Origin of the sequence: Pantoea sp. UBA4549, assembly GCF_002387285.1 — a bacterium.
Classification (GTDB): Bacteria; Pseudomonadota; Gammaproteobacteria; order Enterobacterales; family Enterobacteriaceae; genus Pantoea; species Pantoea borealis.
The window spans coordinates 1-21,231 of record NZ_DGLH01000008.1 but is presented as its reverse complement, the minus strand read 5'-3'; the positions used below and the strand labels follow the sequence as shown (position 1 = coordinate 21,231).

The 21,231-nt window shown below is 56.9% G+C and carries 20 protein-coding genes; 16 read left to right on the top strand and 4 right to left on the bottom strand.

Translation table 11 applies throughout. From position 1 onward, the window contains the following. Positions 1-118 precede the first annotated feature (118 nt). On the bottom strand, positions 119-955 hold the full coding sequence (locus B3041_RS05895; RefSeq protein WP_065647789.1) for a dienelactone hydrolase family protein: 837 nt from the start codon (positions 953-955) through the stop codon (positions 119-121). A gap of 301 nt (positions 956-1,256) precedes the next feature. On the opposite strand from B3041_RS05895, the gene udp reads away from it, so the two are divergent. From udp to tatD, 10 genes are all read left to right on the top strand, one after another. Further along, on the top strand, positions 1,257-2,018 hold the full coding sequence (udp, locus tag B3041_RS05890) for a uridine phosphorylase (protein WP_292970084.1): 762 nt from the start codon (positions 1,257-1,259) through the stop codon (positions 2,016-2,018). A gap of 99 nt (positions 2,019-2,117) precedes the next feature. Then, on the top strand, positions 2,118-3,389 hold the full coding sequence (locus B3041_RS05885) for a tetratricopeptide repeat protein (protein WP_292970655.1): 1,272 nt from the start codon (positions 2,118-2,120) through the stop codon (positions 3,387-3,389). A gap of 91 nt (positions 3,390-3,480) precedes the next feature. Further along, the gene (rmuC, locus tag B3041_RS05880; RefSeq protein ID WP_065647787.1) at positions 3,481-4,968 is read left to right on the top strand and encodes a DNA recombination protein RmuC; all 1,488 of its coding nucleotides are present in this window, start codon (positions 3,481-3,483) and stop codon (positions 4,966-4,968) included. A 74-nt stretch (positions 4,969-5,042) separates the two neighbouring features. After that, complete coding sequence (gene ubiE / locus B3041_RS05875; protein WP_039381797.1) at positions 5,043-5,801, top strand: bifunctional demethylmenaquinone methyltransferase/2-methoxy-6-polyprenyl-1,4-benzoquinol methylase UbiE; 759 nt, start codon at positions 5,043-5,045, stop codon at positions 5,799-5,801. 6 nt (positions 5,802-5,807) lie between these two features. Beyond that, a complete protein-coding gene (ubiJ, locus tag B3041_RS05870) occupies positions 5,808-6,413 on the top strand; it encodes a ubiquinone biosynthesis protein UbiJ (protein ID WP_292970081.1) in 606 nt (201 codons plus the stop codon). Continuing rightward, the gene (gene ubiB / locus B3041_RS05865; RefSeq protein WP_065647785.1) at positions 6,410-8,047 is read left to right on the top strand and encodes a ubiquinone biosynthesis regulatory protein kinase UbiB; all 1,638 of its coding nucleotides are present in this window, start codon (positions 6,410-6,412) and stop codon (positions 8,045-8,047) included. The genes ubiJ and ubiB overlap by 4 nt, the downstream gene beginning before the upstream one ends. 104 nt (positions 8,048-8,151) lie before the next feature. Then, positions 8,152-8,397: a twin-arginine translocase TatA/TatE family subunit gene (gene tatA, locus B3041_RS05860; RefSeq protein WP_065647784.1), complete on the top strand. Its 246-nt coding sequence runs from the start codon at positions 8,152-8,154 to the stop codon at positions 8,395-8,397. A gap of 9 nt (positions 8,398-8,406) precedes the next feature. Continuing rightward, a complete protein-coding gene (gene tatB / locus B3041_RS05855; protein WP_065647783.1) occupies positions 8,407-8,919 on the top strand; it encodes a Sec-independent protein translocase protein TatB in 513 nt (170 codons plus the stop codon). 2 nt (positions 8,920-8,921) lie between these two features. Further along, positions 8,922-9,668: a Sec-independent protein translocase subunit TatC gene (tatC, locus tag B3041_RS05850; protein WP_065647782.1), complete on the top strand. Its 747-nt coding sequence runs from the start codon at positions 8,922-8,924 to the stop codon at positions 9,666-9,668. Between the two features lie 90 nt (positions 9,669-9,758). After that, positions 9,759-10,541: a 3'-5' ssDNA/RNA exonuclease TatD gene (gene tatD, locus B3041_RS05845; RefSeq protein WP_065647781.1), complete on the top strand. Its 783-nt coding sequence runs from the start codon at positions 9,759-9,761 to the stop codon at positions 10,539-10,541. On the opposite strand, the gene rfaH is transcribed toward tatD, so the two are convergent. Beyond that, entirely contained in the window at positions 10,538-11,026 is a 489-nt protein-coding gene (rfaH, locus tag B3041_RS05840; protein WP_039381813.1) for a transcription/translation regulatory transformer protein RfaH, read from the bottom strand. The genes tatD and rfaH overlap by 4 nt on opposite strands. Before the next feature lie 236 nt (positions 11,027-11,262). On the opposite strand from rfaH, the gene ubiD reads away from it, so the two are divergent. Further along, on the top strand, positions 11,263-12,747 hold the full coding sequence (gene ubiD, locus B3041_RS05835; protein ID WP_039381814.1) for a 4-hydroxy-3-polyprenylbenzoate decarboxylase: 1,485 nt from the start codon (positions 11,263-11,265) through the stop codon (positions 12,745-12,747). Between the two features lie 31 nt (positions 12,748-12,778). After that, a complete protein-coding gene (gene fre, locus B3041_RS05830; RefSeq protein ID WP_039381815.1) occupies positions 12,779-13,480 on the top strand; it encodes an NAD(P)H-flavin reductase in 702 nt (233 codons plus the stop codon). Positions 13,481-13,543: 63 nt separating this feature from the next. Here the strand turns inward: fre and fadA are convergent, their stop codons facing one another. Next, positions 13,544-14,707, bottom strand: a complete 1,164-nt coding sequence (fadA, locus tag B3041_RS05825; RefSeq protein ID WP_292970071.1) for an acetyl-CoA C-acyltransferase FadA — start codon at positions 14,705-14,707, stop codon at positions 13,544-13,546. Positions 14,708-14,716: 9 nt separating this feature from the next. Beyond that, positions 14,717-16,900 (bottom strand): fatty acid oxidation complex subunit alpha FadB, encoded by a 2,184-nt coding sequence (gene fadB, locus B3041_RS05820; RefSeq protein WP_292970069.1) that lies wholly within the window; start codon positions 16,898-16,900, stop codon positions 14,717-14,719. A 186-nt stretch (positions 16,901-17,086) separates the two neighbouring features. Between fadB and pepQ the strand changes: the two genes are divergently transcribed. The 4 genes from pepQ to hemG are packed head-to-tail and all read left to right on the top strand — an operon-like array spanning position 17,087 to position 21,059. After that, positions 17,087-18,418: a Xaa-Pro dipeptidase gene (gene pepQ / locus B3041_RS05815; protein WP_292970067.1), complete on the top strand. Its 1,332-nt coding sequence runs from the start codon at positions 17,087-17,089 to the stop codon at positions 18,416-18,418. Next, complete coding sequence (locus B3041_RS05810) at positions 18,418-19,035, top strand: IMPACT family protein (RefSeq protein WP_065647778.1); 618 nt, start codon at positions 18,418-18,420, stop codon at positions 19,033-19,035. The genes pepQ and B3041_RS05810 overlap by 1 nt, the downstream gene beginning before the upstream one ends. Before the next feature lie 17 nt (positions 19,036-19,052). Further along, positions 19,053-20,504, top strand: a complete 1,452-nt coding sequence (gene trkH, locus B3041_RS05805) for a Trk system potassium transporter TrkH (protein WP_065647777.1) — start codon at positions 19,053-19,055, stop codon at positions 20,502-20,504. An 18-nt stretch (positions 20,505-20,522) separates the two neighbouring features. Further along, positions 20,523-21,059 (top strand): menaquinone-dependent protoporphyrinogen IX dehydrogenase, encoded by a 537-nt coding sequence (gene hemG, locus B3041_RS05800; RefSeq protein ID WP_065647776.1) that lies wholly within the window; start codon positions 20,523-20,525, stop codon positions 21,057-21,059. The last annotated feature ends 172 nt before the right edge of the window (positions 21,060-21,231 follow it).

The window sequence follows — 21,231 nt, the reverse complement described above, 5'->3', positions numbered from 1 at the left end:
TGTGGCGGTGTAAACATCTGGATGGCTAAATGAAGTGAGGCGCGCCTCTTGCCGGCAACGAACGCGGGCGTTGAAGCCGGTCGCGCAGGAAAAAGGGCGCCTGAGCGCCCGGATAACGTTATGCGTCAGGGGCCACCCCATACTGTTTAAACCAGGCCAGCATACGCTGCCAGCCATCCCGGGCGGATTCCGCATGATAGCCCGGACGATAATCGGCGTTGAACGCGTGTCCGGCGTCCGGATAGACCACAATTTCCGCTTTCGCATTCGCGGCATGCAGCGCCTGACGCATTTTGTCGATGCTTTCCAGCGGAATGCCCTCATCCTGGCCGCCATACAGGCCGAGCACCGGCGCGTTCAGATCGACGGCGATATCAATCGGATGTTTCTGCTGCTTCAGCGTTTTTTCTCCTTCGAGACGGCCATACCATGCGGCTGCGGCACGCACCTGAGGATTGTGCGCGGCGAACAGCCAGCTGATCCGACCGCCCCAGCAGAAGCCGGTGATCGCCAGGCGACGAATATCGCCATCGTGCCGTGCCGCCCAGTTTGCTGCGTGATCGAGATCGGCAAGTACCTGGCTGTCAGGCACTTTGCTTACCAGCTCGCTGAGCAGCGTCGGGATATCGTGATACTCCTGCGGATCGCCTTCGCGAAAATAGAGCTCCGGCGCCACGGCAAGATAGCCCTCCAGCGCCAGGCGGCGGCACAGATCACGGATATGTTCATGTACGCCAAAAATTTCCTGGACCACCAGTACTACTGGCAGCGTACCGCTGAATGACTTAGGACGTGCATACCAGGCAGGCAGATTTTCACCCTGGCTGGGAATAGAGGTTTCGCCGCACTGAATCGTATCGCTTTGGGTAATTATTGTGCTGCTGGCAGCGGGCTGCGCCGCTGAGGCGAAGCCACCCGGGGCCGACTCTTGTGCCATATTGTCTGTGGTTTTCATGGTTCTCTCCGTGCTGGCAGGTGCGCAATCAGGTAACTATAGCCTGGTCATGATGGCCGGACGTTTACAGGGTAAAAAGGAACAGATTTTCAGATGCGGTTTCTGTATTAACATTGCTACTCAAGCTTACGCAGCACGGTAGCTGACAAATAGGCGAAATGGCGCGTCATATTGTGATTAAAATCACAAATGAAGCGGTTGCTAATGTAACTTTCATTATTTGAAGTGAGTGGCATCACATATTTGTCGCGCTGCCTCACGTAGAGTGCGCGTCACACTACTTAATTAGCAGGAGTCTGATATGACCCAGTCTGACGTTTTCCACCTTGGTATCACTAAAGCTGACCTGAAAGGCGCTACGCTGGCGATCGTTCCGGGCGACCCGGAGCGGGTGAAAAAAATTGCTGCGCTGATGGATAACCCGCAGCATCTGGCGTCACATCGCGAATTCACCACTTGGCTGGCGGAGATCGACGGCAAGCCGTTGGTCGTCTGCTCAACCGGTATCGGTGGTCCTTCAACCTCAATTGCAGTAGAGGAGCTGGCGCAGCTTGGCGTCCGGACATTCCTGCGCGTGGGTACCACCGGTGCCATTCAGCCGCACATCAACGTGGGCGATGTGCTGGTCACCACCGCCTCAGTACGCCTTGATGGTGCCAGCCTGCATTTTGCGCCGATGGAGTTTCCGGCCGTGGCTGATTTTACCTGTACCACGGCGCTGGTCGCGGCAGCAGAAAACTGCGGCGCGCGTACCCATATCGGCATCACCGCCTCTTCTGACACCTTCTACCCGGGGCAGGAGCGTTACGACACATTTTCCGGGCGCGTGGTGAATCGCTTCCAGGGCTCCATGCAGGAGTGGCAGGCGATGGGCGTGCTTAACTATGAGATGGAATCCGCTACACTGTTAACCATGTGCGCCAGTCAGGGACTGCGTGCCGGCATGGTGGCTGGCGTCATTGTGAACCGTACGCAAAAAGAGATCCCGGACGCGGCGACCATGAAGCAGACCGAGAGCGACGCCGTGAAAATCGTGGTTGAAGCCGCGCGTCGCTTGTTGTAGCGCGCCAGTCGGTAATGGATGCGGGACCAGCCTCACAGGGAACTCAGCCGCTGACGAATCAGGATGCGCACCTATTCAGCGAACTTTGGGATCCCTTATATGCGCAAAACCTTCTCCGCTCCCCGTTCCGCCTCTGTCAATAACTCTGCTGCTGCGCAGGCGCGCGTTGAACACGCCGCCGCGCAGTTTCGCCAGGCCATGGCCAACGGCGACTACCCGCGGGCACGCCAGTGCTGTGAAGCGGTACTGCGGGTGATGCCACATAATATGCAGGTGCTCAGCGACTATGCCCTGACGCTGATGCGCACCGGTGACTATAAAAAGTCGTACAACGTTTATCAGAAGATCTGCCAGGCCCCTGACGCGCAGCGTGCGCAGGCATCAGAGACCTGGCTGGATGGCCTGACTGAAGTCTGCGGCTGGCTGCAGAAGCCGGATGAGGTGGCGCGCTACGGCCAGGCTTCGCTGATGCATTCTGACGCCCGCTTTTCTGCCGGACAAAAGCACCCGTTTCCGGCTGATGCGCCGCCCGCGTTTAACCCGCACAATCCGCCTGAAAACAGTATTGCGTTCAGCCTGTATGGCAATCAGCCGCGCTACTGCGAAACGCTGATTAAAAACGTTGAGGTCGCGCGCGCGCTCTATCCGGCCTGGCACTGCCGCGTGTATCTCGATGCGAGCGTGCCGCAGCACGTCTGGCAGCGCCTGCAGCACGCCGGGGCGCAGCTGGTTGATATGTCTGATGAAAAAGAGATCCTGCCTACGCTCTGGCGCTTTCTGGTCATGGATGATCCTGCGGTCAGACGCTTTATCATCCGCGACGCCGACTCGCTGCTGTCGGAGCGTGAAGCCGCGGCGGTACAGGCCTGGCTCGACTCGCCGTTCTGGTTTCATCATATGCGCGACTACTTTACCCACACCGAGCTGCTGCTGGCCGGTATGTGGGGCGGCTGTCACGGCATATTCCGCAACCTTGCGCAGCAGATGCGCGACTTTATGGCACACTACACCGGCAGTCAGCGCTTTACCGATCAATATTTCCTCAAAGTGGCGCTATGGCCCACCGTTCGCGCCAGCCTGCTCAGTCACGATGACCTTTTTCATTTTCATCAGGCGCAGCCGTGGCCGGCACATGCGCCCGTTCGCTGGCAGACAGAACATTTTCACGTCGGCAGTAACGCCGGTTATGCCAGCATGACCGGTAAGGTGACAGCCCCCCATAACGGTACGCAGCAGGTTGAAATCGCCTGGGGCGGCCAGAGCTGCTGTTATCCGGCACGCGTGGTGAATGAGAGCGAATGGGTGCTGCCGATGCCATTTTTCCTGATCGACGCCTGGAAAGCGGGCGAACTCACGGTCAGAGCCTGCTGACGTCCTGCGGCCTGGCAGCCAGAGATTTCAGTAGACATTCCGCCAGGCCAACCTTACCTTTCCCCTGAGCATCGCGAGGCGCGGGGGGATCATGGATCAGCAACTTATTATCACGCTTGTACTGGCACTGGCCGGTCTGGGTATCGGCTGGCTGCTGGCGCAGCTGCGTGCCAGTCAGCAGCACGCCAGCATAACCGCGGAGCATCGCCTGCTGGAAGCGGCACAGCGGCGTCAGCAGCAGGAACAGGAGCAGCTGCAGCAACAGCTCCGGCAGCGTGAACAGGAGCTGCGGCAGCTGCATGGCACCCTGAGCGGGGCGCAGGAGCGATTGCAGCAGCTGGATTACTGGCGTGCTGAAAGTGAACAGCTCAGTCGTGAGCTGCGTAATCAGCTTGAGGTCAATAGCGCGCAGGAAGCGGAGCTGCGCGAGGTGACCATCCGGCTGGAAGAGACGCGTTTTGCTGCAGAAGAGAAGCAGCGGCTGCTGACCAACAGTGAACAGCGCCTGAGCGCCCAGTTTGAAAATCTCGCGAACCGCATTTTTGAAAACAGCGGTCGCCGTGTCGATGAGCAAAACCGTCAGAGTCTGAACAGCCTGATTGCGCCGCTGCGCGATCAGCTGGATGGCTTCCGCCGTCAGGTTAATGAAAGTTTCGGTCAGGAGGCGCGTGAGCGTCATACGCTGACGTATGAGATCCGCCAGCTGCAGCAGCTCAACGCACAGATGGCGCAGGAGGCGCTGAACCTCACTAAAGCGCTGAAAGGCGATAATAAAATTCAGGGTAACTGGGGCGAAGTGGTGCTGAGCCGGGTGCTGGAGGCGTCCGGCCTGCGCGAAGGGTATGAGTATGAAACCCAGGTTAACATCGCGCTGGAGCAGGGGCGCATGCAGCCGGACGTGATTGTGCGGCTGCCGCAGGGCAAAGACGTGGTGGTTGATGCCAAAATGACGCTGGTCGCGTATGAGCGCTACTTTAACGCTGAGGATGATGCCGCGCGGGAGCTGGCTATTCAGGATCATGTTGCGGCGATGCGCGGTCATATTCGTCTGCTGGGACGAAAAGATTATCAACAATTGCCCGGTTTACGCTCGCTGGATTATGTGCTGATGTTTATACCGGTAGAGCCTGCATTTTTGCTGGCCATTGATCGTCAGCCGGAGCTGATTAGCGAGGCGCTGCAGCAGAATATCATGCTGGTCAGTCCGACCACGCTACTGGTGGCGCTGCGTACTATTAATAATCTGTGGCGCTACGAACACCAGAGCCGCAATGCCCAGCGGATTGCCGATCGCGCCGCCCGGCTTTATGACAAAATGCGGCTGTTTGTCGATGATATGAGCGGCATCGGTCATAATCTGGAAAAGGCGCAGCAGAGCTATCAGCAGGCGATGAAAAAGCTGGCAGAAGGGCGCGGCAATCTTATCGCTCAGAGCGAGGCATTTAAGTCGCTGGGCGTAGAAGTTAAGCGGCCCATTAATCCGCAGCTGGTGCAGCAGGCACTGCCGGATGACGCGGATGAGCGCTGGGCAGAGGATGACGCAGAAACGGCGGCAGAAGTGCGCCGTATCAATGAATAACCGGCGGCAACGTGCTCGGATCGCGCGACTCTGATACACTTCGGAGAGAATTATTTGTGGAACAGGTAAAACCGATGGCAGATGAATCACAGCAGGAAACTACTCACTTTGGCTTTCAGACTGTAGCAAAAAGTGAAAAGGCCGACAAAGTCGCGGACGTGTTTCATTCCGTTGCGGCAAAATATGACCTGATGAACGATTTGATGTCGTTCGGCGTCCATCGCGTATGGAAACGTTTTACCATTGACAGCAGCGGCGTGCGTCGCGGTCAGCGCGTGCTCGACCTTGCTGGTGGCACCGGCGATCTCACGGCGAAATTTTCCCGCCTGGTAGGGGAAACCGGGCAGGTGGTACTGGCTGATATCAACAGCTCAATGCTGAAAATGGGCCGTGAAAAACTGCGTAATCTCGGAGTCACCGGCAACGTCAGCTATGTGCAGGCGAATGCAGAAGCCCTGCCGTTCCCGGATAACTATTTTGATTGCATTACCATCTCGTTTGGCCTGCGCAACGTCACGGAAAAAGAGAAAGCGCTGGCTTCCATGTTTCGCGTGCTGAAGCCGGGCGGTCGTCTGCTGGTACTGGAGTTTTCTAAACCGGTGCTGGATCCGCTGAGCAAGGCGTATGATGCCTATTCTTTCCATATTCTGCCGCGTATCGGGCAGCTGGTAGCGAATGATGCTGAGAGCTATCGCTATCTGGCTGAGTCTATTCGTATGCATCCCGATCAGGAAACCCTGAAAGCGATGATGAACGACGCCGGTTTTGAAAACAGTACGTATCACAACATGACTGGCGGCATTGTCGCGCTGCATCGTGGCTTTAAGTTCTGAGTGATCATGACGCTAACCCCTCTTATTACCGGCGCGCTTGAAACCGCGCTGAATCGTGTACTTTATCGCGATCGGAGTCTGAAAGCCGCCCGGCAGCGCCTGGCAGGCAAAGTGCTGCTGCTGCGCCTGCAGGAGCTCGATTTTCCTCTCGTGCTGGTATTCAGCGAAACGCGACTGGACGTGCTGGGCGACTGGCAGGACAGCAGCGACTGCAGCGTCAGCCTGCGCCTGAGCACCTTGCCTAAACTGCGCGATCGCCAGCAGTTGACCGGACTGATCCGCAGCGGCGAGCTGAACGTTGAGGGCGATCTGCAGGTGGTGCAGCAGTTCTCCGCGTTAATGGATCTGGCTGAACTCGATCCGGCAGAGTATCTCGCGCCCTGGACCGGTGATATTGCAGCACAGGGTATCAGTCAGGCCGGCAGACGGGCGCTGGCTTTCGCGCAGCAGCAGGTTACGCGCCGTCAGGACTATCTCAGTCAGGTGCTGACCGAAGAGTGGCGGCTGGTGCCGGGTGCGCTGGAGCTGGCCTGGTTTGCAGAAGAGGTTGAAGCAATGGAGCGTTCACTAAACGCCTTTGAGGCACGTCTGGCACAGCGGGAGGCGAAATGACGCTCGGAGAACTTCGGCGCTTATATTTTATTATCAAAATTTTTCTGACCTACGGGCTGGATGAGCTCATACCCCACATGCGCATCACCCTGCCGCTGCGGCTGTGGCGGCGCTGCGTATTCTGGATCCCTAACCAGCATAAAGAGGCGGAGCTGGGCCTGCGTTTGCGTCTGGCAATGGAGCAGCTTGGCCCGGTCTGGATCAAGTTTGGTCAGATGCTCTCAACCCGTCGCGATCTGTTTCCGCCAAAAATTGCCGACGAACTGGCAATCCTGCAGGACCGCGTCGCGCCCTTTGACGGGGTGAAAGCCAAAGCGCAGATTGAGCGCTCAATTGGCGGTCCGGTTGAGACCTGGTTTGACGATTTTGATATCAAACCGCTCGCCTCCGCTTCTATTGCCCAGGTCCATACCGCCACGCTGAAATCCAACGGCCGCAAAGTAGTCATCAAAGTGATCCGCCCTGATATCCTGCCGGTAATCAAAGCGGATATGAAGCTGATCTACCGGCTGGCACGCTGGGTGCCGCGCCTGTTGCCGGATGGCCGCCGGCTGCGTCCGATGGAAGTGGTGCGCGATTATGAAAAAACGCTGATTGATGAACTCAATCTGCTGCGGGAAGCGGCCAATGCGATTCAGCTGCGCCGTAATTTTGATCAGAGCCGCATGCTCTATGTACCGGAGGTCTACTCCGATTACTGCAGTGAAACCATGCTGGTGATGGAGCGCATTTACGGTATTCCTATCTCTGATGTTGCCACGCTGGAGCAGCACGGCGTCAATATGAAGCTGCTGGCGGAACGCGGCGTACAGGTTTTCTTTACCCAGGTATTCCGCGACAGCTTCTTTCACGCCGACATGCATCCGGGCAACATTTTTGTCAGCTACGATCGTCCGGAAGATCCGCAATATATCGGCATCGATTGCGGGATTGTGGGATCGCTTAACAAAGAAGATAAGCGCTACCTGGCCGAAAACTTTATTGCCTTCTTTAACCGCGACTACCGCAAGGTAGCGGAACTGCACGTGGATTCCGGCTGGGTGCCGCCTGATACCAACGTTGAAGATTTTGAGTTTGCTATCCGCACCGTCTGTGAACCGATTTTTGAGAAGCCGCTGGCGGAGATCTCATTTGGTCACGTGCTGCTGAATCTGTTCAACACGGCGCGTCGCTTTAATATGGAAGTACAGCCGCAGCTGGTGCTGCTGCAAAAAACGCTACTCTATATTGAAGGGATCGGACGTCAGCTCTATCCGCAGCTCGATTTATGGAAAACCGCGAAGCCGTTCCTGGAAGAGTGGATTAAAGATCAGATCGGTCTTCCGGCGCTGGTGCGTAAGGTGAAAGAGAAAGCGCCTTTCTGGGCTGAGAAACTGCCGGAGCTGCCGGAGCTGTTTTACGACAGTATGCGCCAGCATAAGTTATTGCAGCACAGCGTCGATAAACTGGTGAATGAAATGAACGCGCAGCGTACCCGGCATCACCAGTCGCGCTACCTGTTTGGCGTGGGAGCCACGCTGCTGTTAAGCGGGACGGCAGTACTGCTGAGCCGGCCTGACTGGGACTTTTTCCCGGCGCTGTTGATGGCGGCGGGCATCGTGACCTGGCTGGTGGGCTGGCGCAAGACAAACTAATTGTTTGCCTGGGGCAAATCGCGTAATGTCGCAGGCCGGAGCCGGTTTCCCGGCCCGCCACATTACAGTTTTTCGTTTTATTAAGTATTTCAGAGGCATATCTCATGGGCGGTATCAGTATCTGGCAATTAATCATTATTGCCGTCATCGTTGTACTTCTGTTCGGCACCAATAAACTGCGCAACCTCGGTTCAGATCTGGGCTCATCCATTCGCGGCTTCAAAAAGGCGATGAGTGATGACGATGAGAAAAAAGATCTGCCTAAAGAGCAGGATGCTGACTTCAATGCCAAAACGCTGGCGGATAAACAGCATGACCCGGTGAATAAAGATCAGCCGCGGGATAAGTAAGGTGTAACTGTGTTCGATATTGGCTTTAGTGAACTGGTTCTGGTGTTCGTGATCGGCCTGATTGTACTCGGGCCGCAGCGTTTACCGGTGGCGGTAAAAACGGTAGTGGGCTGGATCCGGGCAATTCGCTCGCTGGCGGCGAATGTGCAGCATGAGCTGGCGCAGGAGCTAAAGCTGCAGGAGCTGCAGGACAGCCTGACAAAAGTGGAAGAAGCGGGAAAGGGAACGCTCTCTCCGGAGCTGAAGCAGTCAATGGAAGAGCTGCGCAAAACCGCTGATTCCATGAAGCGATCTGTTCAGCAGAGTATTGATATCGAAAAAGCGGAAGATGAAGCCAATACGATTCATCAGCCCGCCGCGGTTAAGCCTGATGTGCCTCCGGCTGCTGCTGCTGTCACGCCGGCGCAGGCAGAACATCACGCCAGCGCACCGGCGCAGGCGCCTGCTGCCGCAGAAACCGTCAGCGATCGGACTGATGCGGCGCACTCATCCACTCCCCTTTCTGCAAAAGATGAACGATAACCATGGCTGTTGAAGATACCCAGCCGCTCATCAGCCATCTGATCGAGCTGCGTAAGCGTCTGCTGAACTGCATCATCGCCGTGTTTGCGATCTTTCTCTGTCTGGTCTATTTCGCTAATGATATCTATCACGCGATCGCTGCGCCGCTGATCAGCCAGATGCCAGTTGGCGCCAGTATGATTGCCACGGATGTTGCTTCGCCCTTTTTTACACCGATCAAGCTGACCCTTATCGTCTCGGTGTTTCTGGCCGTCCCGGTGATCCTCTATCAGGTGTGGGCGTTTATCGCCCCGGCGCTCTACCGGCACGAACGCCGGCTGGTGATGCCGCTGCTGTTCTCCAGCACGCTGCTGTTCTACGTTGGTGTGGCTTTTGCCTACTTTATTGTCTTTCCGCTGGCGTTTGGCTTTTTTGCCAAAACCGCGCCGCAGGGCGTCACCATTGCGACTGACATCACTAACTATCTCGACTTTGTCATGACGCTGTTTATGGCGTTTGGCGTCGCGTTTGAAGTGCCGATAGCCATCGTGCTGCTTTGCTGGACCGGGATCACCACGCCAGACGACCTGCGAAAAAAACGGCCTTATATCCTGGTCGGCGCTTTCGTTGTTGGGATGCTGCTCACACCACCAGACGTTTTTTCCCAAACTTTGCTCGCTATTCCGATGTACTGCCTGTTTGAAGTCGGCGTATTCTTTTCCCGCTACTACGTGGGTAAAGGGCGTAGCGCGGCAGAGGAAGACTCCTGATCGCGTTTACGCAGGACACCCCGTTGCGCACGGGGTGAAGCGTTTTACAGACCGCCCGCCTGCCGGGCGGTTTTTATTTGGGGGAAAGAGATGTTTGATATCGGTGTAAACCTGACCAGCACGCAATTCGCAAAAGATCGCGTTCAGGTGGTAAAGCGCGCGCGTGAAGCAGGTGTCACCGGCATGCTGCTTACCGGCACGAACGCGCTGGAGAGCCAGCAGGCACGACAGCTGGCAGCACAGCATCCCGGCTACTGCTGGTCTACGGCCGGCGTTCATCCGCATCACGCCAGTGAATGGTCAGCAGAAACAGCCAGTACGCTGCGCCGTCTGGCAGAGAGCGAACAGGTGGTTGCCATCGGAGAGTGCGGCCTCGACTTCAACCGTAATCTGGCTGCACATCAGCAGCAGGAATATGCATTTGATGCCCAGCTGGCGCTGGCAGCCGAGCTGCAGCTGCCGGTGTTTTTACACTGCCGGGAAGCGCACGATCGCTTTGTTGCGGTGCTGGAGCCGTGGCTGCCGAAGCTGGCTGGAGCAGTGGTGCACTGCTTTACCGGCACGCGCGCAGAGCTGGAAAGCTGTCTGGCGCTGGGCCTCTCCGTGGGCATTACCGGCTGGGTGTGTGATGAACGCCGCGGAATGGCACTGCGTGAGATGCTGCCGCTGATCCCGGCTGAGCGTTTATTACTGGAGACGGACGCGCCTTATCTGCTGCCGCGCGACATGCGGCCCCGTCCGGCCTCACGGCGCAATGAACCCTGCTTTTTGCCTCATCTGGTGCAGCAGGTGGCGGGCTGGCGCGGAGAGACGCCGGAGGCGCTGAGTGCGCAGGCTGACGCAAACGCACGTCAGCTGTTCAGGCTGGCTTAAACCTTACGGAACAGTTTGTTATCCACGCTGCGCATCACCTGCTTATTCAGCAGATTCAGCAGCAGGATCGAGCGGGTTTCACCGTCGGGCTCGGCAAAAATAGCCCGTAACCCTTCAAATGTACCGTCGGTAATGAGCACTTCATCGCCCGACTGCGGCGTTTCAGGGTCCAGAACAATCTGCGGTGTATCGGTCTGCAGCGCTTCAATCACTTCATAGGGCACCGTGGCGGGCATAGCGCCAAAGCGTACAAAATGGCTGACGCCGCGCGTGCTGCTGATAGTGGTGGTATGGATCGCTTCCGGATCGAATTCGATAAACAGATAGTTAGGGAACAGCGGCTCACTGACGGTGGTGCGTTTACCGCGCACCAGTTTCTCCATCGCTATAGTTGGACTAAGGCATGTCACCGCCTGACGCTCAAGATGTTCTTTAGCGCGCAGCAGCTGTCCACGTTTGCAATAGAGTAAGTACCAGGATTCCATAACTGCTCCCAAATAATGGATGCCAAGAATAACAAACCTGCAGTCAGAGTTATAGCGTATCGGCTGGCGTATACCGTGCCGGCCAGAGAAATTCTCTGCGAATTTTCTGATTAGTGCGTTATCTGCGCGCTTTGCGGCAAGAGAATTGACGACCAGGGCGCATCTGTATCAGACTGCCAGACCATTACGGATCTGCACGATTTCCCGATTCACTCTGGCCGGAAAAATGAAGCCACATGAAATACCAGGACTTACGAGATTTTCTTTCGCTGCTGGAACAGCGTGGCGAGCTCAAGCGCATCACTCAGGAGATCGATCCTGAACTTGAGATGACCGAAATCGCCGACCGCACGCTGCGTGCCGGCGGCCCGGCGCTGCTGTTTGAAAACCCTAAAGGGTATGACATGCCGGTGCTGTGTAACCTGTTTGGCACCCCAAAGCGCGTGGCCATGGGCATGGGGCAGGAGGAGGTCAGCGCACTGCGCGACGTCGGTAAACTGCTGGCGTTTCTGAAAGAACCAGAGCCACCCAAAGGCTTCCGCGATCTCTTTGATAAGATGCCGCAGTTTAAACAGGTGCTGAATATGCCGACAAAGCGCCTGCGTAATGCACCCTGTCAGGAAGAGATTTTCAGCGGCGATGAGGTCGATTTGTCGCGTATTCCGGTGATGAAGTGCTGGCCGGGCGATGCGGCACCGCTGATTACCTGGGGGCTGACCGTGTCGCGCGGGCCGCATAAAGAGCGCCAGAACCTCGGGATCTACCGCCAGCAGGTCATCGGCAAAAACCGCCTGATTATGCGCTGGCTGTCACACCGCGGCGGCGCGCTCGATTTTCAGGAGTGGTGCAAAGCCCATCCCGGTGAACGTTTTCCGGTCGCGGTGGCGCTGGGTGCCGATCCCGCCACCATACTGGGCGCAGTCACACCGGTGCCGGATACGCTCTCGGAATATGCCTTTGCCGGGCTGCTGCGCGGCAACAAAACCGAAGTGGTAAAATGTGTCTCCTGCGATCTGGAAGTGCCTGCCAGCGCGGAGATCGTGCTGGAAGGCTACATTGAACCGGGCGACATGGCGCCGGAAGGCCCTTATGGCGATCATACCGGTTACTATAATGAAGTAGACAGCTTTCCGGTCTTTACCGTTACGCACGTTACGCAGCGGCGTAAACCGATCTATCATTCCACCTATACCGGCCGTCCACCCGATGAGCCTGCGGTACTGGGGGTGGCACTGAATGAAGTGCTGGTGCCAATCTTAATCAAGCAATTTCCGGAAATTGTCGATTTTTATCTGCCGCCTGAAGGCTGCTCCTATCGTCTGGCGGTAGTGACGATTAAAAAACAGTACGCGGGGCATGCCAAGCGCGTGATGTTTGGCGTCTGGTCATTTCTGCGTCAGTTTATGTATACCAAATTTGTTATTGTGTGTGACGATGACGTAAACGCGCGTGACTGGAATGATGTGATTTGGGCGATTACCACCCGTATGGATCCGGCGCGCGATACCGTACTGGTAGAGAATACGCCGATCGATTACCTCGACTTTGCTTCACCGGTCTCGGGGCTGGGCTCAAAGATGGGGCTGGATGCCACCAATAAATGGCCCGGTGAAACGCAGCGCGAATGGGGCACGCCGATTGTCAAAGATCCGGCGGTTACCGCGCGCATTGATGCAATCTGGGATGAGTTAGCAATCTTTGCCGAACCGCCGCAGCGCTGACGGCAGCAGAGAACCATAAGAAAGGGCAATTATGACGACGTTAAGCTGCAAAGTGACTTCGGTTGAGGCCATTACCGACACGGTATATCGCGTTCGCCTGATCCCGGAAGCGGAATTTAGCTTTCGCGCCGGTCAGTATCTGATGGTGGTCATGGATGAACGCGACAAGCGTCCTTTCTCCATTGCCTCAACGCCAATGGAAAAAGAGATTATTGAGCTGCACATTGGGGCATCCGATCTCAATCTTTACGCCATGGCCGTGATGGATCGTATCAGAAGCGATCGGCAGGTAACGATTGATATGCCGCACGGCGATGCGTGGCTGCGGGAAGAGAGCGAGCGGCCGGTGATTCTGATCGCCGGCGGCACCGGTTTCTCCTACGCGCGTTCACTGCTGCTGACCGCGCTGGCACAGCAGCCCGACCGCGATATCGCCATTTACTGGGGCGGACGTGAACTGCAGCACCTCTACGATATGGACGAACTGGAAGCGCTGGCGGTGAAACACCCGAATCTCAAGGTGATCCCGGTGGTTGAGCAGCCTGCGGATGGCTGGCAGGGGCGCAGCGGTACGGTACTGACCGCCGTTATGCAGGATCATGCGGATCTGAGCGGACATGATATCTATATCGCCGGACGCTTTGAGATGGCAAAAATTGCCCGTGAACGTTTCTGCAGCGAGCGCGGCGCGCTGGAAGCGCAGATGTATGGCGACGCCTTTGCGTTTATCTGAGACGCAGCCGTAAAAAAACCCGCCCGGCAGGGCGGGAACACGTGCGATTCACAGGTCTCAGTTTTACATACGTTCGAATACCGTAGCGATGCCCTGACCCAGCCCGATACACATCGTTGCCAGGCCAAACTGTACGTCATGCTGAGTCATCTGGTTGAGCAGGGTGGTGCTGATACGCGCCCCGGAACAGCCCAGCGGATGCCCCAGTGCAATGGCACCCCCGTTCAGGTTGACTTTCTCATCCAGTTTCTCCAGCAGCCCCAGATCTTTAATACAGGGCAGGGTTTGCGCCGCAAAAGCCTCATTGAGTTCAAACAGCCCGATATCCGCTACGCTGAGTCCGGCGCGTTTCAGCGCCAGTTTGCTGGCGGGCACAGGGCCGTATCCCATAATTGAAGGATCGCAGCCGGTTACCGCCATACTGCGGATACGTGCGCGCGGCGTCACGCCCAGCTCACGGGCGCGGCTTTCACTCATGATCAGCATCGCGGCAGCGCCGTCGGAGAGCGCGGATGAACTGCCGGCGGTAACCGTACCGCTGACCGGATCAAACGCCGGGCGCAGTGCGGCTAAGCCCTCGAGGCTGGTCTCAGGACGAATAACCTCATCACTCTCATAGCGCTTCAGCACGCCATCAGCGTCATGTCCCCAGGTGGGAATGATCTCCCGGGCAAAATCGCCGCGCTGCGTTGCCGCCCAGGCGCGCTGATGCGAACGGAAAGCAAACGCATCCTGCTGCTCGCGGCTGATATGGTGCATGCGCGCCAGCATTTCTGCCGTCAGACCCATCATGCCGGCGGCTTTTGCCACTGTCCGGCTCAGGCCGGGATGAAAATCAACGCCGTGACTCATCGGGACATGGCCCATATGCTCAACGCCGCCAATCAGGCAGGTCTGCGCATCGCCGGTCATGATGGCGCGGGCAGCATCATGCAGCGCCTGCATGGATGAACCACAGAGACGGTTTACCGTGCTGGCGGGCACGCGGTGCGGAATTTCCGCCAGCAGTGCGGCATTGCGCGCAATATTAAACCCCTGCTCCAGCGTCTGCTGCACGCAGCCCCAGATAATATCATCCAGCGAAGCGGGGTCGATCGCCGGGTTGCGGCTCAGCAGCTCCCGCATCAGATGCGCTGAGAGATCCTCTGCCCGCACCTGACGAAAGGCACCGCCTTTAGAGCGACCCATCGGCGTGCGTGCGGCATCAATAATGACGACATTTTCCATCTCTGTTCCTCAGGCGCGCTGCAGCGACGCTTCATCAATAGGTTGAACGGCGGGATACCAGCTCTGATGCGCGTGTGCACGCTGCAGCAGCGCCTCCGGCAGCGTATAAAGCGTGCCGAGATGTGCGTAGCGTCTGGCCTGGTCGACCACATTGCTGTTACCGAGCGTATCAAGATAGCGGAAAGCGCCGCCGCGGAATGGCGGAAAGCCGAGGCCATAGACCAGCGCCATATCTGCTTCTGCCGGTGAGGCGATAATCTTCTCTTCCAGACAGCGCACCACTTCATGCAGCATCGGCAGCATCATACGGTTGATAATCTCTTCATTGCTGAAGGCGCGTGCTGGTTCACTGATGCTGCTCAGCAGCGTATCGGCGTCCGGATCGTGTATCTTCTGCGGTTTGCCTTTTTTATCCTGTTCCCAGCGGTAAAAGCCCAGCCCGTTTTTCTGGCCGTACCGGCCCGCATCAAACAGCACATCAATGGCGTCGCGATACGTTTTCTGCATGCGCGTCGGGAAGCCCTGTGCCATGACCTGCTGCGCATGATGCGCGGTGTCAATACCTACCACATCCAGCAGCCACGCCGGGCCCATCGGCCAGCCAAACTGCTGCTCCATAACCTTATCGACCTGGCGATAATCAGCACCGTCGCGCAGCAGCAGGCTAAAAGCAGCAAAATAGGGGAACAGCACCCGGTTAACAAAGAAACCGGGGCAGTCGTTAACCACTACGGACGTTTTTCCCATTTTGCTGGCCCACGCGACCACTTTGCTGATGGTTGCCTCTGAGGTCTGTTCGCCGCGGATCACTTCCACCAGCGGCATACGCGGAACCGGATTGAAAAAATGCATACCGCAGAAGTTTTGCGGGCGCTGCAGCGCTTTTGCCAGTTCGCTAATCGGGATCGTCGAGGTATTGGAGGCGAGGATGGCATCCTCCCGCAGCTGCTGTTCAGTCTCGGCCAGCACTTTCGCTTTGACCGCCGGGTTTTCCACCACCGCTTCCACCACCACATCAGCGCGTCTGAAACCGCTATACTCCAGCACCGGCTGGATAGTGGTCAGCACGGCGGCGAGTTTGGTTCCGTCAATTTTGCCGCGCGCCAGCTGTTTATTCAGCAGCTTGCTGGCTTCATTCATACCCAGCGTCAGCGCTTTCTCGCTGATATCTTTCAGGATAACCGGTACGCCTTTCCACGCCGACTGCCAGGCAATCCCGCCCCCCATGATACCGGCACCCAGCACGGCGGCCTGCTGCGGCACCTCTGCGCGGGCGCTATGTTTTTTCGCCAGGCTTTTAACATACTGATCGTTGAGGAAAATCCCGACCAGGGCGCGGGCGACATCGCTCTGCGCCAGCGGCACAAAGGCAGCTGTTTCAAGCTTAAGCGCATCATCGCGCGTCAGCCCGGCGGCGGCTTCAATTGTTTTCACCGCTGTCAGCGGGGCAGGGTAATGTTTACCTGCCGTCTGCAGCACCATGCTTTTCGCCAGCGTAAAGCTCATCGCGGCTTCAACCGGACTCAGCTTCAGCGGCGCCAGCTTCGGCGCCCGGCGTGCCTGCCAGCTCTGCTGGGTAATGGCGTCGTGCAGCATCGTCAGCGCAGCGCTGCGCAATTTATCGCGGCTGACCACGGCATCCACCAGACCCAGCTTCAGCGCGCTTAGCCCATCCACATCTTTACCGGCGGCAATAATCTCCAGCGCACTGTCGGCACCCAGCAGGCGCGGCAGGCGTACGCTACCGCCAAAGCCAGGCATGATGCCGAGCCGGGTTTCCGGCAGGCCAATACGTGACTCCGGCGTCGCGACGCGCAGGTCGGTTGCCAGAACACATTCACAGCCACCGCCCAGCGCATAGCCATCAATGGCGGCAATGGTCGGCACCGGCAGATCTTCCAGCCGGTTAAAAATGCTGTTAGCAAAAGTCAGCCATGCGCTTAATTTCTCTTCGGGGGCATCAAACAGCGAGAGAAATTCGGTGATATCCGCGCCGACGATAAAAGCGGGTTTAGCGGAGCTTAACAGCAGACCGCGCAGGCCGGGCTGCTGCTGCAGTACATCCAGAGCCTCTCCCAGGCTGGCGACGGTTTTGATATCAAGTTTATTGACCGAGCCGGGAGCATCGAAAACCAGCTCGGCGATGCCATCGTCAAGCCAGTGTAATGAAAGGGTATCGCCTTGGTAGAGCATGTCCGTCTCCTGAAACCGCGAAAAGTGATCTGGTCATACCAGATGAACAGGAGTGTGGGCGGCCTGCTCATGTTTTGCAAACGGCAGTGTGCTTATTTGATACCGCGATCACAGGCTGGCTGGCGCGCCAATAGCGCCGCGGCTATGCTACACTGCGGCCACTTTCGCGACATCGGAGACTCGTTCATGGATTCACTGAAAACACTGTATCAGGCGCATATCAAAACGCTGCAGCAGCGGGCGCAACAGATTCTGGCGCGTGGCAAACTGGATGCGCTGTTGATCCACTCCGGCGAGCTACAGACCGTTTTTCTGGATGATCACACCTATCCGTTTAAAGTGAATCCGCAGTTCAAAGCCTGGGTGCCGGTCACGCAGGTGCCAAACTGCTGGCTGTGGGTCGATGGCCTCAATAAACCCAAGCTGTGGTTCTATTCTCCCGTCGACTACTGGCATAACGTCGAGCCGCTACCGGAAAGCTTCTGGACGGGAGACGTTGAGGTCATTGGGCTGAAAAATGCAGATGAGATTGCACAGCTGCTGCCTGCATCGCGTGAAAACGTGGCCTATATTGGCCCGGTACCGGCACGTGCTGCGCAGCTGGGCTTCGGCAGCGCGCAGATTAACCCGCAGGCGGTGATCGATTTCCTGCATTACCATCGCAGTATCAAAACGGATTATGAACTGGCCTGTCTGCGTCAGGCGCAGAAGCTCGCGGTTGCTGGTCATCGCGCTGCCAAAGAGGCGTTTTTCTCCGGCATGAGCGAGTTCGATATCAACCTTGCCTACCTCACCGCTACCGGCCACCGGGATACCGATGTGCCTTACGGCAATATTGTGGCGCTGAACGAACATGCAGCCGTGCTGCACTACACCCGGCTCGATCACCAGCCGCCAGCCAAACGTCACAGCTTTCTGATTGACGCTGGCGCGGAGTATTCAGGGTATGCAGCAGATTTAACGCGCAGCTATGCGGCGCAAAGCAAAACGCGCTATGCCGAACTGGTTGAGGCGATGAATAAAGAAGAACTGGCGCTGATAGCCACGCTGAAAGCGGGCGTACGCTATACCGATTATCATCTGCAGATGCATCAGCGCATTGCGCGTTTGCTGCTGAAGTTTGGTCTGGCAAAAGGCCTGACGGAAGAGGCGCTGGTGGCTGAAAATCTGACCGGGCCTTTCATGCCGCATGGCCTGGGTCATCCACTCGGGCTGCAGGTGCATGATGTGGCCGGTTTTATGCAGGATGACCACGGCACGCATCTGGCTGCGCCGGCGCAATATCCCTATCTGCGCTGCACCCGGGTTCTGGAGCCCGGCATGGTACTGACTATCGAACCCGGTTTCTATATTATCGATTCGCTGCTGGCGCCACTGCGCGGCGGCAAGTACAGCCAGCATTTTGACTGGCAGGCAATTGATGCGCTGAAGCCGTATGGCGGAATTCGCATTGAGGATAATGTGGTGATCCATCCTAATCGCATTGAGAACATGACGCGCGATCTGCATCTGGCCTGATGGACGCTTATGATATTCCGGCTGACGCGGTAAGCAGCAGCGAAGAGACGATCAAAAAAAGCCGCTTTATTACCCTGCTGGCCCATACGCCGGGCGCTGAAGCGGCACGGGCTTTTGTGCAGCAGGTTAAAAGCGCGCATCCCGCTGCGCGACATCACTGCTGGGCCTGGGTTGCCGGCGCACCGGACGATTCGCAACAGCTGGGCTTCTCCGATGATGGTGAACCCTCCGGCACGGCAGGCAAGCCGATGCTGGCGCAGCTGATGGGAAGCGGCCTGGGTGAGATCACCGCCGTCGTCGTACGCTATTATGGCGGCGTTATGCTGGGGACCGGCGGGCTGGTCAAAGCTTACGGTGGCGGGGTGCAGCAGGGGCTGAAACAGCTGCCGCGTCAGCGCAAAGTGCCGATGCAATCTTTTATGCTGCGTTGTGATTATGCGCAGATGAGCGATATAGAACGTCTGCTGCAGCGTTTTAACGGCATCACTGAAGAGAGCCGCTATGAAGATTGCATTACGCTGCGCATTGCGCTGCCTCATGCGCAGATAGCGGCCTTTAAGCAAAACCTCTCTGATTACAGCCGGGGGGCGCTATCGCTGCTCCCGCTGGATAACTGAACAAAGGACACGGCTCCATGCACTTTCGCGCCATTACCCGCATAGTGGGTCTGCTGGTTATTTTATTCTCGGTGACCATGATTGTACCGGGTTTAGTGGCGCTGATTTATCGCGACGGTGCCGGCCGTGCCTTCAGTCAGACGTTCCTGATGGCGATTGTCATTGGTTCGCTGCTCTGGTGGCCCAACCGTAAACAGAAGACCGAGCTCAAACCGCGCGAAGGCTTTCTGATTGTGGTGCTGTTCTGGACTGTACTGGGCAGCGTCGGTGCGATGCCGTTCATCTTTGCGGAACAGCCCCACCTCTCCGCTACGGATGCTTTCTTTGAATCCTTTTCCGGTCTGACAACCACAGGCGCAACAACGCTGGTAGGGCTCGACTCTCTGCCAAAAGCGATTCTGTTTTACCGGCAGATGCTGCAGTGGCTGGGCGGCATGGGGATCATTGTTCTGGCCGTCGCCATTCTGCCGATTCTGGGCGTCGGCGGTATGCAGCTTTATCGCGCTGAAATGCCGGGACCGCTGAAAGACAATAAAATGCGGCCGCGCATTGCAGAAACAGCAAAAACGCTGTGGCTGATCTATGTGGTGCTGACCATCGCCTGCGCGCTGGCCCTGTGGCTGGCCGGTATGCCGATGTTTGATGCTATCGGACACAGCTTTTCTACCATCGCGATTGGCGGTTTTTCCACGCACGATGCCAGCATTGGCTATTTCAACAGCCCGACGATCAATACGATTGTTGCGGTTTTTTTGCTGATTTCCGGCTGTAACTATGGTCTGCACTTTTCACTGCTGAGCGGTCGTAATCTGAAGGTTTACTGGCGTGACCCTGAATTCCGGATGTTTATTGGCGTGCAGTTTACGCTGGTGGTGATCTGCACGCTGGTCCTCTGGCTGCATAATGTTTATGACAGCGGCTGGCAAACGCTGAATCAGGCTTTCTTTCAGGTCGTGTCATGGGCCACAACGGCGGGCTTCACCACCGACAGCATTGCGCGCTGGCCCCTGTTCCTGCCGGTGCTGCTACTCTGTTCCGCTTTCATCGGCGGTATGGCAGGGTCAACCGGGGGCGGCCTGAAGGTTATTCGTATTCTGCTATTGTTCAAGCAGGGCTCGCGCGAGCTGAAACGTCTGGTACACCCTAATGCGGTTTACACCATCAAGCTGGGTAACCGGGCACTGCCGGAGCGTATCCTGGAGGCGGTATGGGGTTTCTTCTCTGCCTATGCGCTGGTGTTTTTGCTCAGCATGCTGGCCATTATCGCAACCGGCGTTGATGACTTCTCCGCGTTTGCTGCCGTTGCAGCCACACTGAATAACCTCGGGCCGGGACTGGGCGTAGTCGCAGACAACTTCACAACCATGAATGATGTGGCGAAATGGATATTGATCCTGACGATGCTGTTCGGGCGTCTTGAGGTCTTTACGCTGCTGGTACTGTTCACGCCAACGTTCTGGCGCGAATAAAAGAAACAGGAACCCGTGATGAAAGCATTGATACTTTATTCTACCCGCGACGGACAAACCCGCGAAATTGCAGCGCGTATTGCCCAGACGCTGGTACCCCAACAGTTGTGTGATGTGCAGGACCTTGCAGAGACGAGACAGATTGACTGGTCACAGTACGATCGCGTGCTGATAGGCGCCTCTATCCGCTATGGGCATTTTGATGCGGCACTGATGAAATTTATCGCGCAGCACCTGCAGGCGCTGCAGCAGCGGGCAAGCGGGTTTTTTAGCGTGAACCTGACGGCACGCAAAGCGGACAAGCGTACTCCGCAGACTAATGCTTATACCCGCAAATTTCTTGAGCAGTCGCCATGGCAGCCCGACTGCTGCGCAGTGTTTGCCGGCGCGTTACGTTATCCACGCTATCGCTGGTTTGACCGGGTCATGATTCAGTTAATCATGCGGATGACGGGGGGTGAAACCGATACTTCTAAAGAAGTGGAGTACACCGACTGGTCTGCAGTAAGCGCATTTGCGCATGAATTTGCGCAGTTACCAGGCAAATCGTTGTGAAATAGAGCGTTGTGGCGAAAAATAGCGCGAACGATACTTTTTTTGCATTTAACGCTTGTCAGCCCGGAAGAACTCCCTATAATGCGCCTCCATCGACACGGCACACCGGCTTACGGAAAACGGCGTTGACAGGAAGATTCGGTAAGAACTTCCGCCGGAGAAAAACGCTGAA

What these genes read in the sequence shown, in the direction of transcription:
- tatC (WP_065647782.1), top strand. Translation starts at nt 8,922, where the DNA reads ATGGCTGTTGAAGATACCCAGCCGCTCATCAGCCATCTGATCGAGCTG.
- tatA (WP_065647784.1), top strand. Translation starts at nt 8,152, where the DNA reads ATGGGCGGTATCAGTATCTGGCAATTAATCATTATTGCCGTCATCGTT.
- fre (WP_039381815.1), top strand. Translation starts at nt 12,779, where the DNA reads ATGACGACGTTAAGCTGCAAAGTGACTTCGGTTGAGGCCATTACCGAC.
- ubiJ (WP_292970081.1), top strand. Translation starts at nt 5,808, where the DNA reads ATGACGCTAACCCCTCTTATTACCGGCGCGCTTGAAACCGCGCTGAAT.
- ubiE (WP_039381797.1), top strand. Translation starts at nt 5,043, where the DNA reads ATGGCAGATGAATCACAGCAGGAAACTACTCACTTTGGCTTTCAGACT.
- udp (WP_292970084.1), top strand. Translation starts at nt 1,257, where the DNA reads ATGACCCAGTCTGACGTTTTCCACCTTGGTATCACTAAAGCTGACCTG.
- tatD (WP_065647781.1), top strand. Translation starts at nt 9,759, where the DNA reads ATGTTTGATATCGGTGTAAACCTGACCAGCACGCAATTCGCAAAAGAT.
- trkH (WP_065647777.1), top strand. Translation starts at nt 19,053, where the DNA reads ATGCACTTTCGCGCCATTACCCGCATAGTGGGTCTGCTGGTTATTTTA.
- ubiD (WP_039381814.1), top strand. Translation starts at nt 11,263, where the DNA reads ATGAAATACCAGGACTTACGAGATTTTCTTTCGCTGCTGGAACAGCGT.
- B3041_RS05895 (WP_065647789.1), bottom strand. Translation starts at nt 955, where the DNA reads ATGAAAACCACAGACAATATGGCACAAGAGTCGGCCCCGGGTGGCTTC.
- ubiB (WP_065647785.1), top strand. Translation starts at nt 6,410, where the DNA reads ATGACGCTCGGAGAACTTCGGCGCTTATATTTTATTATCAAAATTTTT.
- B3041_RS05810 (WP_065647778.1), top strand. Translation starts at nt 18,418, where the DNA reads ATGGACGCTTATGATATTCCGGCTGACGCGGTAAGCAGCAGCGAAGAG.
- hemG (WP_065647776.1), top strand. Translation starts at nt 20,523, where the DNA reads ATGAAAGCATTGATACTTTATTCTACCCGCGACGGACAAACCCGCGAA.
- fadA (WP_292970071.1), bottom strand. Translation starts at nt 14,707, where the DNA reads ATGGAAAATGTCGTCATTATTGATGCCGCACGCACGCCGATGGGTCGC.
- fadB (WP_292970069.1), bottom strand. Translation starts at nt 16,900, where the DNA reads ATGCTCTACCAAGGCGATACCCTTTCATTACACTGGCTTGACGATGGC.
- B3041_RS05885 (WP_292970655.1), top strand. Translation starts at nt 2,118, where the DNA reads ATGCGCAAAACCTTCTCCGCTCCCCGTTCCGCCTCTGTCAATAACTCT.
- rmuC (WP_065647787.1), top strand. Translation starts at nt 3,481, where the DNA reads ATGGATCAGCAACTTATTATCACGCTTGTACTGGCACTGGCCGGTCTG.
- rfaH (WP_039381813.1), bottom strand. Translation starts at nt 11,026, where the DNA reads ATGGAATCCTGGTACTTACTCTATTGCAAACGTGGACAGCTGCTGCGC.
- pepQ (WP_292970067.1), top strand. Translation starts at nt 17,087, where the DNA reads ATGGATTCACTGAAAACACTGTATCAGGCGCATATCAAAACGCTGCAG.